The sequence below is a fragment of the Magnetospirillum sp. XM-1 genome (genome assembly GCF_001511835.1).
In the GTDB taxonomy this organism is placed as follows: domain Bacteria; phylum Pseudomonadota; class Alphaproteobacteria; order Rhodospirillales; family Magnetospirillaceae; genus Phaeospirillum.
Genome location: NZ_LN997848.1, coordinates 3,802,073 through 3,815,293 on the forward strand (window position 1 = coordinate 3,802,073; position 13,221 = coordinate 3,815,293).

At 58.1% G+C, this 13,221-nt stretch carries 10 protein-coding genes; 7 read left to right on the forward strand and 3 right to left on the reverse strand.

Features of this window, described 5'->3' with window-relative positions; genetic code table 11:
• The first annotated feature begins 21 nt into the window (after window positions 1-21).
• Both XM1_RS17475 and XM1_RS17480 read left to right on the forward strand, forming a co-directional pair.
• Window positions 22-1,215, forward strand: coding sequence for a DUF4347 domain-containing protein (locus XM1_RS17475; protein ID WP_082700587.1), 1,194 nt, complete (start codon window positions 22-24; stop codon window positions 1,213-1,215).
• Entirely contained in the window at window positions 1,107-2,486 is a 1,380-nt protein-coding gene (locus XM1_RS17480; protein WP_156428775.1) for a hypothetical protein, read from the forward strand. Before XM1_RS17475 ends, XM1_RS17480 begins: the two co-directional genes overlap by 109 nt.
• 320 nt (window positions 2,487-2,806) lie before the next feature.
• On the opposite strand, the gene XM1_RS17485 is transcribed toward XM1_RS17480, so the two are convergent.
• From XM1_RS17485 to XM1_RS23565, 3 genes are all read right to left on the reverse strand, one after another.
• Window positions 2,807-3,760: a hypothetical protein gene (locus XM1_RS17485; RefSeq protein WP_068435740.1), complete on the reverse strand. Its 954-nt coding sequence runs from the start codon at window positions 3,758-3,760 to the stop codon at window positions 2,807-2,809.
• A 357-nt stretch (window positions 3,761-4,117) separates the two neighbouring features.
• Window positions 4,118-5,962, reverse strand: a complete 1,845-nt coding sequence (locus XM1_RS17490) for an ATP-binding protein (RefSeq protein WP_172821937.1) — start codon at window positions 5,960-5,962, stop codon at window positions 4,118-4,120.
• Window positions 5,963-6,967: 1,005 nt separating this feature from the next.
• On the reverse strand, window positions 6,968-7,819 hold the full coding sequence (locus XM1_RS23565; RefSeq protein ID WP_082700588.1) for a CZB domain-containing protein: 852 nt from the start codon (window positions 7,817-7,819) through the stop codon (window positions 6,968-6,970).
• Between the two features lie 140 nt (window positions 7,820-7,959).
• On the opposite strand from XM1_RS23565, the gene XM1_RS23570 reads away from it, so the two are divergent.
• The 5 genes from XM1_RS23570 to XM1_RS24235 all read left to right on the forward strand — a co-directional run bounded on the left by XM1_RS23570 (window position 7,960) and on the right by XM1_RS24235 (window position 13,215).
• A complete protein-coding gene (locus XM1_RS23570) occupies window positions 7,960-8,655 on the forward strand; it encodes a Crp/Fnr family transcriptional regulator (protein WP_082700589.1) in 696 nt (231 codons plus the stop codon).
• 281 nt (window positions 8,656-8,936) lie between these two features.
• Complete coding sequence (locus XM1_RS17500) at window positions 8,937-10,334, forward strand: carbohydrate porin (RefSeq protein WP_081608856.1); 1,398 nt, start codon at window positions 8,937-8,939, stop codon at window positions 10,332-10,334.
• Between the two features lie 74 nt (window positions 10,335-10,408).
• The gene (locus XM1_RS17505; protein ID WP_231920569.1) at window positions 10,409-10,663 is read left to right on the forward strand and encodes a FeoA family protein; all 255 of its coding nucleotides are present in this window, start codon (window positions 10,409-10,411) and stop codon (window positions 10,661-10,663) included.
• A gap of 35 nt (window positions 10,664-10,698) precedes the next feature.
• Window positions 10,699-12,813, forward strand: a complete 2,115-nt coding sequence (gene feoB / locus XM1_RS17510; RefSeq protein ID WP_068435746.1) for a ferrous iron transport protein B — start codon at window positions 10,699-10,701, stop codon at window positions 12,811-12,813.
• A gap of 252 nt (window positions 12,814-13,065) precedes the next feature.
• Complete coding sequence (locus XM1_RS24235) at window positions 13,066-13,215, forward strand: hypothetical protein (protein ID WP_156428776.1); 150 nt, start codon at window positions 13,066-13,068, stop codon at window positions 13,213-13,215.
• Window positions 13,216-13,221: the final 6 nt, after the last annotated feature.

The window sequence follows — 13,221 nt, forward strand, 5'->3', positions numbered from 1 at the left end:
AGCTCGATTAGACGGTGAAGCATGGGGCCCATCAAGCGCAAACGTCGGAAGATGGATCTGGGGCTCATAGCCCTGGAGCCGCGCTGGATGTTCGACGGGGCAGCAGTGGCGGACGCTGCCCATGCCGCCCCCGAGCCTGCGGCGAAGGCGCTGATTCCAGACGCTCCTGCCCCGGTGGAGGTCAAGACTGCCGATCCGGCCCAGAACAGTGGCAAAAAGGAGGTGGTGTTCGTCGATACCTCGGTGGCCGATTACAAGGCCCTGGAAGCGGCGGTGAAGCCGGGCATCGAGATCGAGGAGATCGACAGCGGCCAGAGCGGGTTGGCGCAGATGGCCAAATGGGCGGAGACCCATTCCGGCTTTGACAGCATTTCCATCATGTCGCACGGCAACGACGGTATGGTGAAGGTCGGTGCCGATGTCCTGACCGAGTCGATGCTGTCCGACGCGACCACCCAGGCCGAACTGGCTCAGATCGGCCATGCGCTGCAGGCTGGGGGCGATTTGCTTCTGTATGGTTGCGACATCGCTGGGGACAGTGACGGCAAGGCCTTCGTCAACGATCTGGCCACCGCCACCGGCGCTGACGTCGCCGCCTCGGCAGACGTGACCGGCATTCATGGCAATTGGACACTGGAATACCAGTCCGGTTCTATCGACCGGGGGACGCCGCTCGATGCCAGAGCCCTGGGTGGCTATGACCACGATCTGACGGCTGGCTACTTTGCCATGGGCACCGGTGTGACGCTTGTCTACGCGCCGAATGGCACGCTGTATGCCAACATCAACGGTTCTTATTCATTCTATTTCGACAGCAGCGCGACCAATCAGAATTACCGAGTCGAGTTCAACGGATATTATACATACAGCGTCGGCCCAAGCTCCGGACAAACCGTCTTTTTGGTCGGTTTTCAGGATTTCGTCTCCTCGCCGCCCCCAGCTTATGACGGCTTTGCTCCAAGTCCATCCTATCCGTACAAGACCACGATAACCGGTGGTGGTGCGACGATGAAGATTGGAAACAATCCTCAGACTGCCACCACGGATTTCGTGCCGATCTATGCCGGAACTTTCTACATAAGTTCGGTCGTCGGTCTTGATTGGACTTGGAACTCGATTACCGGCAGCGGGTCGGCGACCGGATCGCGCGCCATCAATCCCAACACCGTGCCGAGCTTCGTCGGCGGTACGTCGCAATCGGTGAGCCGACGCTGACTCAAGCCCTAGATGTTGCACGAATCAAATGGCCTTCAGGGATCGAGACGTTCGGCGAACCATCGTTCATTCGGCGGGCGGCCCAGATTGCCCTCTCCGCTGGGATTTGTGTGAATAATTCCCCGATGTCGGACGACCCCGTGCTCGGCGCGCGCCTGTCCGAAAGTGAGCGCCGGTTCGCCATCAACATGGTCGATCTAACGGAGATTCTGCCTAGGTATGGGTTCGTCTCCGACAATGATGCGGCCCCGGAGTCTGGGGTTCCATTCTCAATGCGCACAGCCGATGGCAGCCTCACCACCATATTCGTTCAAAGGAACCCGGTCGGAATATGGCATTGGGTTCAATGGTCCTTTGACGCCCCATTCGGCCTCAGGAACGCGTCGGGAAATGCCTCGCACTTCCTCATCCATTTTGGGTTCGCGCATAACCTGTCCGACGCAATGAAGCAACTGGACGAGGAAATCATGCTCCTCCAGGCCGATGCCATCCGCCAGTCCATGGCCATGCGACGCGATGAGGTCAGGCACGACCACACCTCGGCTCGGCAGCAATGGACTTCGGCGGATCCTTCTTGGCTGCACGGCTACCTCAAGGAAATGGGTATCACCGAAGCGACCAAGACCTGGGCCGGTGATGTCTGCCGCTGTGACGATCTCGGCTATGCTGTTTTCCAACGCCGAGATGAACGTGGCCATCCGACGGGGTATGAACGCTATCACCATATCCGTCAGGATCGGTTGTCTGTCGGCGGAAGCCAGAATGGCATCATCGCCATGGGCGACACCCAGTCTCCGGAAAGGATCGTAATTTTTGACAATGCGGTATCCGCGCTGCAAAGCGCGCAGGCGGAGCGACTACCTGCCGCTACTCTATATGTCTCAACCGGTGGAGACGGCGAGAGCAAAGCCCTTCGCCATATGCTCGCCTGCCACCCCTCTGCACTCATTCAGGTCGTCGACAGCCCGTGGCTGTCAACCCGCCTGGAAGATGCCGGCCATTCCATAGAGCGCATTCCCGACACGACCACGGAACCACATGAGCCAGGACCAATGGCTGCAACCGTCGAGGCCACTTTCGCTCATGCAATGGCCTCAGATGAGGCTGAGATCACAACCGAAAGAATCGAATTCATTGGGGTTTTGGATGACGCGCTTCTTCATCCCAAGCCGAATAGTGAGGACAACCAGATCAATGATCCATGCCAGGAGGCCCCCCGGCCAGACCTAAATGAGACTCTGTTGGATCCTGAAGACTACCCAGCACCATAGCCGCCCTCCCAAGCCCGAAGACGCGAGTGCCTCCACTAATGACTTGGTTGGGCCGAAACCGGATGTTCGGCTTTCTGGCGTTGAACAGGTAAAGCGGACAGTGCCGTCGAATGGTGATCCGGCTGCTTATGACCCGAAGCGGACGCTCCACAAGGGGCAGTCGGAGGACTTCTTCGCGCCCATCTACGCCGTTCCGTGGGCTGACGCCAATTCCCAACAGCGGACATTGTACTGAAATGCGCCCCGCAGACAGAACCGGCCATGAGCGGGCATGGAGTGATTGTCAATAACGGACGCCGATCTCGGTGAGTGAGGACAGCTTAATCTTGTGGCGCTAGGTACAGGTCGAATTTTATCGTCGCCGCCGGCTCCAGGTCGCCTACTAGTCTCACGTTGGCGCGCGGTGCTGCATGCGAGACCTTCGTCGTTCGGCGAGTGCCGACCACGGTTAGCCAACCGGGGATGTTGCCTTTTACTTCCATGGCCTCCCAAACTAGCAGAACGAAATTGACCGATCGACAATGCTTTGAGCGCATTACTCTAGTGGCCTCGCGCTCATATGCGCGCACTACATCAATGTCGGCATAAGCCGACCCAGGCACGACCTTAAGTACGCAATATCCTTTCACGCCGTCGCCGCCAGCCACCTTTAGTTGGCTATTCGCCTTGCTAATGACCTCTTCCACTCTTGAGGGTTTTGTCCCTGGCAGCAGGGCTTTCACGTCGCAGTAGATCGGGGCGTCCTGTTTATCGACTCCGACCAAAATGTCTGGCTGCCCTTCGGCTTGGCTTAACTTCGGCGCAAGCCCGCGTTGTCTAAGCCACCCCCAATACGAAATTTCTGCGATCGTAGCTTCAAAGAGCTCCGGGCGGGGAAGCCGTGAGCGGATGAATTTCAGGTTCTCTGCGTCGGAACACAGTTCATTATACAGGGCATCGTTCAGCCAGTAGAGGTTGTCGTAGCCGAAGTGGGAAGCTGCTGCGAGCTGTTCCTCCAATTTCCGAATAATGCTCTGTGGATCTGGACCGAAGCGGCCAACAGGCCTCAACCCATTTGCCGCTTCGCCCTGGGTGAACATCGCCTCAAGCACATCAAGATGCTCGTAAATAGGGTGTTTTTCGGCCTTTCGCGGAGACACGCCCGCAAGCTTGGCTAACTCATTCATTTTATGAATGTAGTCCCGCGCCATTGTGGGAGCATCGAGCTTCGGCGCGTCGGCGAAACGGGCCTCAATCTCCTGGGCGTTGAAACTGTCCGTGTGTACGATCCGCATGAAACCCCCGGAAGCTCGTCATCTCCGAACGTTAGGCAGCACACGGCTTTCGGTCAACGGCCTGCCGGATAGGCTGATGAGTGCAACAGGCGTGCGGCATTCGGGGGCTCGCCCATTGAATGAGCACGGAAAATCATAGTTTCCTAAGCCGTGGGCCAAGGTTTCGAATCCTTCCCGCCGACGACCTGGGCGAATGGCGATTTTCCCGTAAGTTCGTCCCGAAATCGCCAGTCTCCTTCCGGCCCCATCATGACGGCTCCGCGCCCATCTAAGAAGTTTTAGACGACTGTGTCGATTCTGGTTAGCGGTCGCAGGCTTCTCCCTCGGCTATAGGCATTTGATCCTCAGTTGGATGGTTCATGCGCGATCACGGACCGCCTGAAGCCAGCCGATGATCTCTCCACCACTGTCCATAGTCTGCAGGAGCGCCAGGGTCATTTTGTCCATAGCCCCACGATTGAGGCGACGCTTGGCGCGACTGACTTTCCTGCCTTTTTTTTCCTCATCGAGTTGCGCCCAAGGAGTGATGCCGCCGCCAGCAACATGGATCTGCTCTGCAATAAGGTCTGGCACATCGCACCAGTCATCCACCACGATCTGATGTCCAAACTCTGCGTAAATAGCGTCGGAGTGGATGTAGTTCTCCATTTCGCGTTTGGAAGTCAGGAAACCGATGTCTTTGGTTCCGCGAGCATTCACGGTATTAATCGCCTCCTGGTATTTTGGGCTGGCTTGATCATCGGCGTCGCAAATGTGCACCTCGACCATCTGAGCGTTCTCTAGATACTGATGGTTGACCCAATGCTGCAGATTGCCGCCGCCAGTCACAACGAAGACCACCCGATGATCAGCGTCCAGATCCAAGAGTGAGGTATCTAAGGTTCGGTGAAGCCGAGATGCGCGTCGCAGGAATTCTACGTCATTCGGACCCTCAACGTAGATTGCTACCTTGGCTCTCTTGTCTGGCAGGACACCCAAGGTATCCGCGACGCGCCGGTATACGTCATCGGCGCCCATCTCGATCAGCGGTGAATCGTTCGGACGCTTCGTGATCAAGCGGACAGCCTCAGTCGGAACCAATCCCGCGACGCCTGGGACGTGCGTTGTGATGAGTACCTGGGTGTTCGGGTCATCGCCAAGCTCCAGAAGCGTCCGGATCAAAAGCTGCTGGCTGTCGGGGTGCTGTGAGCTCTCGGGCTCTTCAATCGCATAAATAACCTGTTTGGCCGGCGATGCCGCCCGCCTCCGCTCTGCTTCGGCACGAAAAAAGCTGAGCAGGATTAACCGACGCACGCCGCTGCCACGCTTGTTGATTGGAATTTCGTTGTCGCTTGCCAACGTGAGCTTAAAGCCATCCCATTTGGGTTCGGCCTTGAACGACGGCGTAAGCTCCTTGGCCAACTCAGGGTCCATTTCTCGAAGCTTTTCCAAGGTACGGTTCGCCACATCCATCGCGCTCTGCCGGACCTTTTCCTTAATCTCGTCTAATTCGAGCTGAACGGCTTTTACCGCCTCAGCGATAGCAACCTTCATCGGGTCCGCCACTTCGGGGTCATCATCCTTGCTCGGGCGGTCTGCCTGAAATAGCGCAAAGGTTGGCATCTCAAGCTCGATCTGATCCCAGGCTTTCTTCCCGTCCTCCTCGCTCAAGGGGACGAACTGCTCGGCCATATCAACGTCGCCGACGGCAGCCCGGATGGCCTGCCTGAGTGCCACATTTGATCGCTCATCAACTTCCGATAGATCCGCATTCACCGCCCGGGCGCGCTCCTTCAACGCCTGGTTTTTCAACTTGAGAAGATCCGCCAACTGAGGGTTTGAAGGCGCAATAGCCCAAGCGAAAACCTCCTCTTTGGGTGTCTTGCCTCGGCAGTCGAAGCGCTTCTGAATCTCCAGCTGGCCCTGGCCGTTCAATAGCTTTTCGCGCTCCAACGTCGTCTCGGACCGAGCGTCTATAGTGAGGGCCGCAGGCAGATCTTCGAAGAGACAGGTAATCTTGACCACCTTATCTTCGCTGTGAACGCACGGATCGCTCTGATCTAGCTTGATATTTTTGTGATTGAAGAAGATATCAAGCGCTTCGAGAAGCGTGCTCTTTCCGACATCATTACGCCCAACAATGGCGGTGAAGTCGTTAATGCTGAGATTCACAGGCGTTTTATACGACCTGAAATTGCTGATCTTCAGACCTACGAGCTTCATATTCACACCCATTTTTGCGTTATCATGAACATTGTATGTCGCAATCGTGGCGCACGCAATGGTTGGCTAGACGCTATTGCTGTGGCAGAAGTCTAAGGTGCGAATGGAATGACGCATTCGGAATGGGAGAATCTCAGCGTTGTACCAGAGTAGCCATCGCCTAATGGCTCTGAACGTCCAGAACTCACAAGGAGATTATGAGCCGCATCTTGCCTGCTTTGGCTGATTCAACGGACGAAAGCTACGTCACCTTATCTTAATCCCACCTCCCAAACCCGCCCGTCCGCTCTCGGCCCATCCCTGCCGTACCCGGCCACGCGCACGTTCGACCGCTCCTGGCACCCAAGGGCCGCAGAGGCCCTTCGCCGTGAATGACGGGTGTCTGGGGTGAGCGGCCAGACGCAGCGCTGTGGCCAGCCGGCCGTCCATGACCCACAGGAGCCGCTCGCATTTTGGGAAAAATTTCCAGATCAGCAGGCTGCGTCGTTCAAGGCTACCGCCAATTCGTCTTTGTTAGGGACGGGCTTTCGCTTCCGGTTGGCATAGAGGTAATAGCCGAGTGCAGCAATGCCAGCCCCCAGTAAAACCGGCCCCCATGCCCCAAGTCCAAGGCCTAGGCCCAAACTGATCCCATGACCAGAGGCAGCACCAGCTCCGGTGCTCCACACTATGGGAGTAGCTGACTTGGCTCCCACAACCACCTTGCCGACGGCGGTGCCACATGGCCCAATGCCGCCCAGACCGGTACCTGCTCCGGTTCCTGCGCCTGCACCCCATCCTATTGGAATGCTTTTGGCACCCACAGCTATTTTGCCAACTGTCGTGGTACTGCATTGCCCTAGGCCCAACCCCGCCCCGGACCCGGTCTTTGCACCAAGACCTTTTAAGGCACCCGCCTTGCTCCCTAAAGCGGAGCTTCCGTTCATAGGGCAACCCTGGCCAGCGGGCATAGAATGAAGACGCAAAGGCATGATGAGCTATCCTTCAAGGCAGCTTGTGGCAGGCTTAAAGTTTTGAACTTCCCGCCGATAGAACTTGGGAATCAGCCAGCTCAGCCTGTAGGCGTGTCAGGAGGGTGATGATCTCGCCACTCAGAACCAGAGCTTCCTCATAAGCCTCGTCGGCAGTGCGAAGCTTTCCGTGATTGAGAGATGAGATGACCATGTCAACCTCCCGATGGAATCGCTTGTGGACGGCATCAAGGCTTTTTAATGCCTCGGTGGCACCCAACTCCCTCATGGCGGTACCATGTATCCAAATTCCGAGGCTGCACTCATCGCTTGGTTGGGCACGCATAGCTTTACCATGGCCGCGGAATGCCGATTGAAGATCGCGGATCCATTTTAGATGGACAAGCCGAGCACCTGTGACGTTCAAAGTATGACGACCACTGCCAGCCTCGCCTAAAGCCTGAATAGAAATGATGTTGAGGGGGAGTGGTTTTGGGAAAAGCACTCTCATCAACCGAGACGGAATGTCATTGGGTTGGGCGCTGCTGATTGCGGCCTCAATGACATCGAGTTCAAGTGAGGTCAGTAAAAACAGTATTTCGCCACTAAGCTTGCGAACGGCTGCCAGCTTTTCCGCAGCGCGCTCCGCCTTGCCAGCTGCGCATGCAGACAAAGTTTCTTCGGCAAGATGGTGAAAACGCTTATGAGCAGTTTTCAACTGCCAGACAGCTCCCAATTTGCCATAACGACTAAGGCCAGTACCGTAAATCCAGGTACCAAGATCGCAATCCTCATGACCCATTAACGGTTCTTGCGTCCCTTCACCGTTCACGGTGGCCTCCAATGCTGCCTCCCAACGAAGATGAGCCAGCCTGGCGGCGTTGACGTCTAGTTCGGTAGCGATCATCGTATTCGGTCCTTGAGTGCCTAGGATGCCTGTCTAGTGTGGAAGCGCCCCCTGTATAAGCAGCAATGGGGGCGGTATCACTGACATTTGTCAGCGACCCGACCGAAGCAAAAATATTTTTAAGATAGGGCGAGCGGATTATGCGAGAGAGCCAAATTCAAGCCGCTTGGTATGGTCTGGAAGCCTGTGAAAAATGTGCCATTCGCCATCTGGTCTTGTTTGCAGACCTGACCAGCGAAGACTTTAGCCATGTTCATCTTCCAATAGAGGACATTTGGCTTCCACCTGGAGCAAACCTTTACCAACAGGATCAGCCAGCTTCGGCGCTTTTCACGATCCGCGAAGGGCTGGTCAAGCTTGAGCAGTATCTACCCGACGGAAATTTCCGAATTGTCAGCCTTTTGAGCCAAGGAGACGTTGCCGGGTTAGAGGCAACAGTCGCCGACAAATATGAGCATGCCGCCGTCGCGCTGCTGCCAACGCAAGTTTGTCGCCTACCCCGCGAAGTCGTATCAAGATTGTCGCCGAAGCTGAACCGCCAACTGATGGAAAAATGGCATGATATGGTGCTGCGCTCTCACCATTGCGTGCGAGAGCTATCCACTGGTAGTTCCCGGCAAAGGGTGGCGCGGTTGTTTCTGATGCTTGCGCCTCCCGCCATGGAAAGGTGCCGCATATTTGGCCGCGAGGACGTAGGGGCGCTGTTGGGCATTACCACGGAGACTGCTTGCAGAATGGTTTCAGACCTGAAAAGAAGAAAGGCGATTTCAGAGATTTCGGCCAACGTTTTTTCACGTAATATCGCGGCACTAAAGAAAATTGCCGACGGGATTTAATCTCCTGCCCGGTCTATCGCTCGGAGCCTCGTTTTGGGTTGCCCCTCTCATTGCGTCAATGGCCAATCATGATCCGCATGGGGTTTATCTCAGCCTGACCCTCCATCCAAAATGGGTGGAAAATTAGCGGGAAATTGTCGCGCCCTGGTTGAACGGCTGTGTGTCGCCAACCAGTTGGCTCTGTTAGATATTTTAGTCCCATATGGGACCTTGTCAGGAGGGGGGGCTGCGCTATTGAAGATGCGAGCTAATCGCACCACTTAATTGCGCTGGGTATTCTAATGAAGAAGATTGCCAGTTTGTCGAACGTTTTGGCTGGAGCCCTTGTCCTTCCCTCCCTCGTCCTTGCCGTATTACCTGCCGTTGCAGATGAAGTCGCTCCTGAGGTAGAAAAGGGGTTCTGGGATCGTGAGAAGCTGACCGGCGATTGGGGGGGGATTCGCACGGATCTGGCCGACAGGGGCGTCGAGTTGACCGCGACCTACACCGCGGAAACCCTTGGCAACCCCTCGGGCGGCATCAAGCGGCGCGCTGTTGGCGCGGCCCTTCTGCAAGGTGATCTGGACGTCAATCTGGATAAGCTGGTTGGGTGGCAGGGCGGCAAAATCCACGCTACAGCCTTCCATATCCAGGGCCGTCAGCTGACCTCCAACTTTATCGGCGGCCTGATCCCGGTCTCCAGTGTAGAGGCTGCGCCTTCCACCCGTCTGTTCTCGCTGTGGTTCGAGCAAAGCGTGCTCGATGACAGGGCTTCCCTGCGCTTCGGTCAGATCCCCATGCAGGAGGAGTTCTTCACCAGCACCTACGCGGCCTATATGGTGAACAGCGCTTTCGGCTGGCCAGCCATCTATGCCGCCAACATGCCATCGGGCGGTGGCGGCTATCCCCTGGCTAACATGGGCACCCGCCTGAAGGTCAAGCCCACCGAAGAGATCAGCCTGATGGCCGCTGTATTCTCCGGCAACGTGGCGCCTGGCACCAATGTGGGTAACGATGCCCAGAAGCGCAATCGCAGCGGCACGGATTTCTCCTTCGATTCTCCCCCGGTATGGTTCGGTGAGGCTGCCTATTCCATCAACCAGGACAAGGACTCGCCAGGACTGCCGGCGACTTTCAAGCTTGGTGGCTGGTATTACAACGGCCGGACTGCCGATCAGCATTTCGACAATACCGGCCTGTCCCTGGGCAGCGGCGCCAGCTCGGGCGTCGCCCGGAATCTGCGTGGCAACTGGGCCGTTTACGGCATCGTCGATCACATGCTGTGGAAGCGCGAAGGCACGGTGGACAGCGGGGTCGGCGCCTTCTTCCGCACGACATACATGCCTGACGACCGCAATCAGATGTCCTATTGGCTTGATACCGGCCTGACCCTGAAGGGGACCTTCGAGGGGCGTGATGACGACATCACCGGCATCTCGTTCGCCTATGGCAAGATGAGTGACGAACTGGCGTCGCGCGATGCCGATGCTCGCCGCTTTGGCACCGCCACCGCGCCGGATCACGACTTCGAATCCGTGGTCGAGATCATGTACAGCTACGCCGTCACCCCTTGGTGGTCCGTTACCGGTTTTGGCCAGTACCTGTTCCATCCGGGCGGCACCACCACCTTGCCCGAGAACACCTCCAAGACCATTCCCGATGCCAGCGTGCTGGGCCTCAGGACCTCTTTCAAGCTTTAGCCGTTTTCGTGCCGGCCCTGGACAGCCAGAAAATCATCCAGGGCCGCGATACCATGTTTCAGAGGAGTCGTCCCGTGGCGCAGCAGATGAATTCCGACACTCTCACCCTTGCCGACCTTCGCCCCGAGCAGCAGGGTGAGATCGTCAAGATCGAAACCGAGGACGGCGTTTTCAAGCGTCGCATGCAGTCTCTTGGTGTAGTGGCCGGTACTCCCGTCACCTTGGATCGTTCGGCCCCGTTAGGTGATCCGCGCATCTACAGCCTGATGGGCTACAGCCTGGGCCTGCGCAATGCCGAGGCCCAGCAGATCCGCATCCGCGTCAAATAATCACCCCACCGACCTCGATCCAAGGGTAGCCGCACATGAAATCCCCCGTCACCGTGGCACTGGTGGGTAACCCCAATGCCGGTTCCACCAGCTTGTTCAATGCCCTGACGGGCGCCCAATCCGCCGTCGCCAATTATCAACGGGTGACCACCTCTTTGAATGTGCGCGAGATTACCCATGGTGGGGTTCCCTTACGCATCGTCGATGTGCCGGGCATTTTTTCCACCTCGTCGCAATCGCCGGAGGAGAAGGTCGGCTGCGACTATATTCACGGCGAGGAACCCGACATCATCGTCAACGTGCTGGATGCCGGCCATCTGGACCGCAGCCTGTTCCTGACCACCCAGCTGATCGAGACCGGGCTGCCCCGCATCACCGTGCTGAACATGATGGACGAGGTCCGGCGGGCCGGTATTCGCATCGACACCGCCCTATTGGCCTCGGCCCTCGGATCGCCGGTGGTGGAGACCTGCGCCCTGAAGAAGGAGGGCATCGATGCCCTGCTGGACGCGGTGGCGGCCATGGCCTCGACAACCCCCGCCGCCGCCCCGCTGCGGCTGCACTATGACAGCCACCTGGAGGCGGCCATCGAGCGCGTCCAGCAGCATCTGTCCAAGCTGCACCCCCAGGAGCTGAGCCCGGTGCGCTCGCGCTGGCTGGCGATCAAGATGCTGGAAGGCGATGACGAGGTGTTGCGCCACGAAAGCAACCATGTCGAACTGGTCGAGGAGATCAAGGGCGAGCAATCGGCCCTGGCCCACGAGCATGATGAAGACACCGCCAGCCTGTTGGCCTCGGCGCGGTTCGCCTTTTCCAACGGCCTGCTGCGAGAAGTCCGCCAGCAGGAGGGCGATCCCACCGCCGGGTTCAAGCTGACCCGTATCCTCGACGATTTCTTCCTGAACCGCACTCTGGGCCTTCCCTTGCTGCTGGGCATCCTGTGGGTCATGTTCGAGGCTACGTTCACCCTGGGCGCCATTCCCACCGACTGGATCAAGGCCGGGGTGCAACTGGCCACCGATCTGGTGGACAAGACGCTGCCCGAGGGCATGTTCCATGATCTCGTTGTCAACGGCGTCATGGCCGGCGTTGGCGGAACCATTGTGTTCCTGCCCAATATCGTCATCCTGTTCTTCTTCATGGCCATCCTCAGCGGCACCGGCTATCTGGCCCGCGCCAGCTTCCTGATGGACCGGGTGATGCACCATTTCGGCCTGCACGGCACCACCCTGATCCCCATGGTGGCCGGGTTCGGCTGTAATGTCCCCGCCGTCATGGCCACCCGCGTCATCACCAACAAGCGGGCACGGTTGATCGCCATGCTGATCGCGCCGTTCATGAACTGCTCAGCCCGCCTGCCGGTCTTCATCCTGTTCGCCGGAGCTTTCTTCGCCGATATCGCCGGGACCGTGGTCTTCGGCATCTATATGCTATCCCTCGCCGCCGCCATGTTGTCGGCGGTTTTGCTCAATCGCATCATTCCCGGCAGCGGTGGCGACGCCTTCGTGATGGAACTGCCGCCCTATCGTCTGCCGACCCTGCATTCGGTGCTGCACCATATGTGGGACAGCGCTCAGGGCTTCGTCGCCAAGGTCACCGGCGTTATCCTGGTGGGCTCCATCGTGATCTGGTTCCTCCAGGAATTCCCCCGCGACATCACCTATTCCCAGGATTTCGAGACCGTCATCGCCGAACAGACCGCGCTTCCCGACAGCTCGGAAAAGGAAACAGCGCTGAAGACGCTGAAAAGTGCCCAGGCGCAGGAGAAACTGGAAAAGAGCTATCTGGGGCGTTCGGCCATCGCGGTGACGCCGCTATTCCAGCCGCTGGGCTTTTCCTGGCGGGATTCGGCGGCCATCATGACCGGCTTTGTCGCCAAGGAAGTGGTGGTGGCGACCTATGCCGTCATCTATGCCCAGGAGAAGGGGTCGGACCAGCTGACCGAGACCTTGAGGGGCGCCATGCCGCCCGCCACGGCCATCGCCTTCATGATCTTCACCTTGCTCTACGCGCCTTGCCTGTCGACCATCGCCATCATCGGCAAGGAGGCGCAGAGCTGGCGGTGGGCCGGGTTCTCGGTGGCCTATTCCCTGACCTTCGCCTGGCTGCTGGCCCTGGCCGCCAGCCGCATCGGCGGGACTTTCCTGTAGGCTTGTTCGGGTGGCGGAGTTGCTCCGCCACCTCTTGATGAAAGAAGCGTTGCGCCATGGCTTGGGGATCACTCTGGGATATAGGCGCCATTATTGTCGTGGGAGCGGGGGCGGCCTTCGTGGTCATCCGTCATCTGTGGCGGATGTGGCGGCCGTCCGACGGAGCGTCGTGTGGCGGTGGATGCAGTTGCGGCGCCAAGCGAAACGGCGACCGCACCGATTGTGGCTGACCCCCGCCATGGGGATGCGGCAATGATCTCTCGCGATCAACTGCCTCGGAACGGCAGGCTGAAGATAGGCATTCTGCTGGGGTTGGCTGCCGTGGCCATGGGCATCATCGAAATTGTCGATAGCGGCCCCGCCTTGCTGCGCGGCACCCTCGATTGGTGGCGCCGTATGTGATCAGCA

What these genes read in the sequence shown, in the direction of transcription:
- XM1_RS17490 (WP_172821937.1), bottom strand. Translation starts at nt 5,962, where the DNA reads ATGAAGCTCGTAGGTCTGAAGATCAGCAATTTCAGGTCGTATAAAACG.
- feoB (WP_068435746.1), top strand. Translation starts at nt 10,699, where the DNA reads ATGAAATCCCCCGTCACCGTGGCACTGGTGGGTAACCCCAATGCCGGT.
- XM1_RS17500 (WP_081608856.1), top strand. Translation starts at nt 8,937, where the DNA reads ATGAAGAAGATTGCCAGTTTGTCGAACGTTTTGGCTGGAGCCCTTGTC.
- XM1_RS23570 (WP_082700589.1), top strand. Translation starts at nt 7,960, where the DNA reads ATGCGAGAGAGCCAAATTCAAGCCGCTTGGTATGGTCTGGAAGCCTGT.
- XM1_RS23565 (WP_082700588.1), bottom strand. Translation starts at nt 7,819, where the DNA reads ATGATCGCTACCGAACTAGACGTCAACGCCGCCAGGCTGGCTCATCTT.
- XM1_RS24235 (WP_156428776.1), top strand. Translation starts at nt 13,066, where the DNA reads ATGATCTCTCGCGATCAACTGCCTCGGAACGGCAGGCTGAAGATAGGC.
- XM1_RS17485 (WP_068435740.1), bottom strand. Translation starts at nt 3,760, where the DNA reads ATGCGGATCGTACACACGGACAGTTTCAACGCCCAGGAGATTGAGGCC.
- XM1_RS17475 (WP_082700587.1), top strand. Translation starts at nt 22, where the DNA reads ATGGGGCCCATCAAGCGCAAACGTCGGAAGATGGATCTGGGGCTCATA.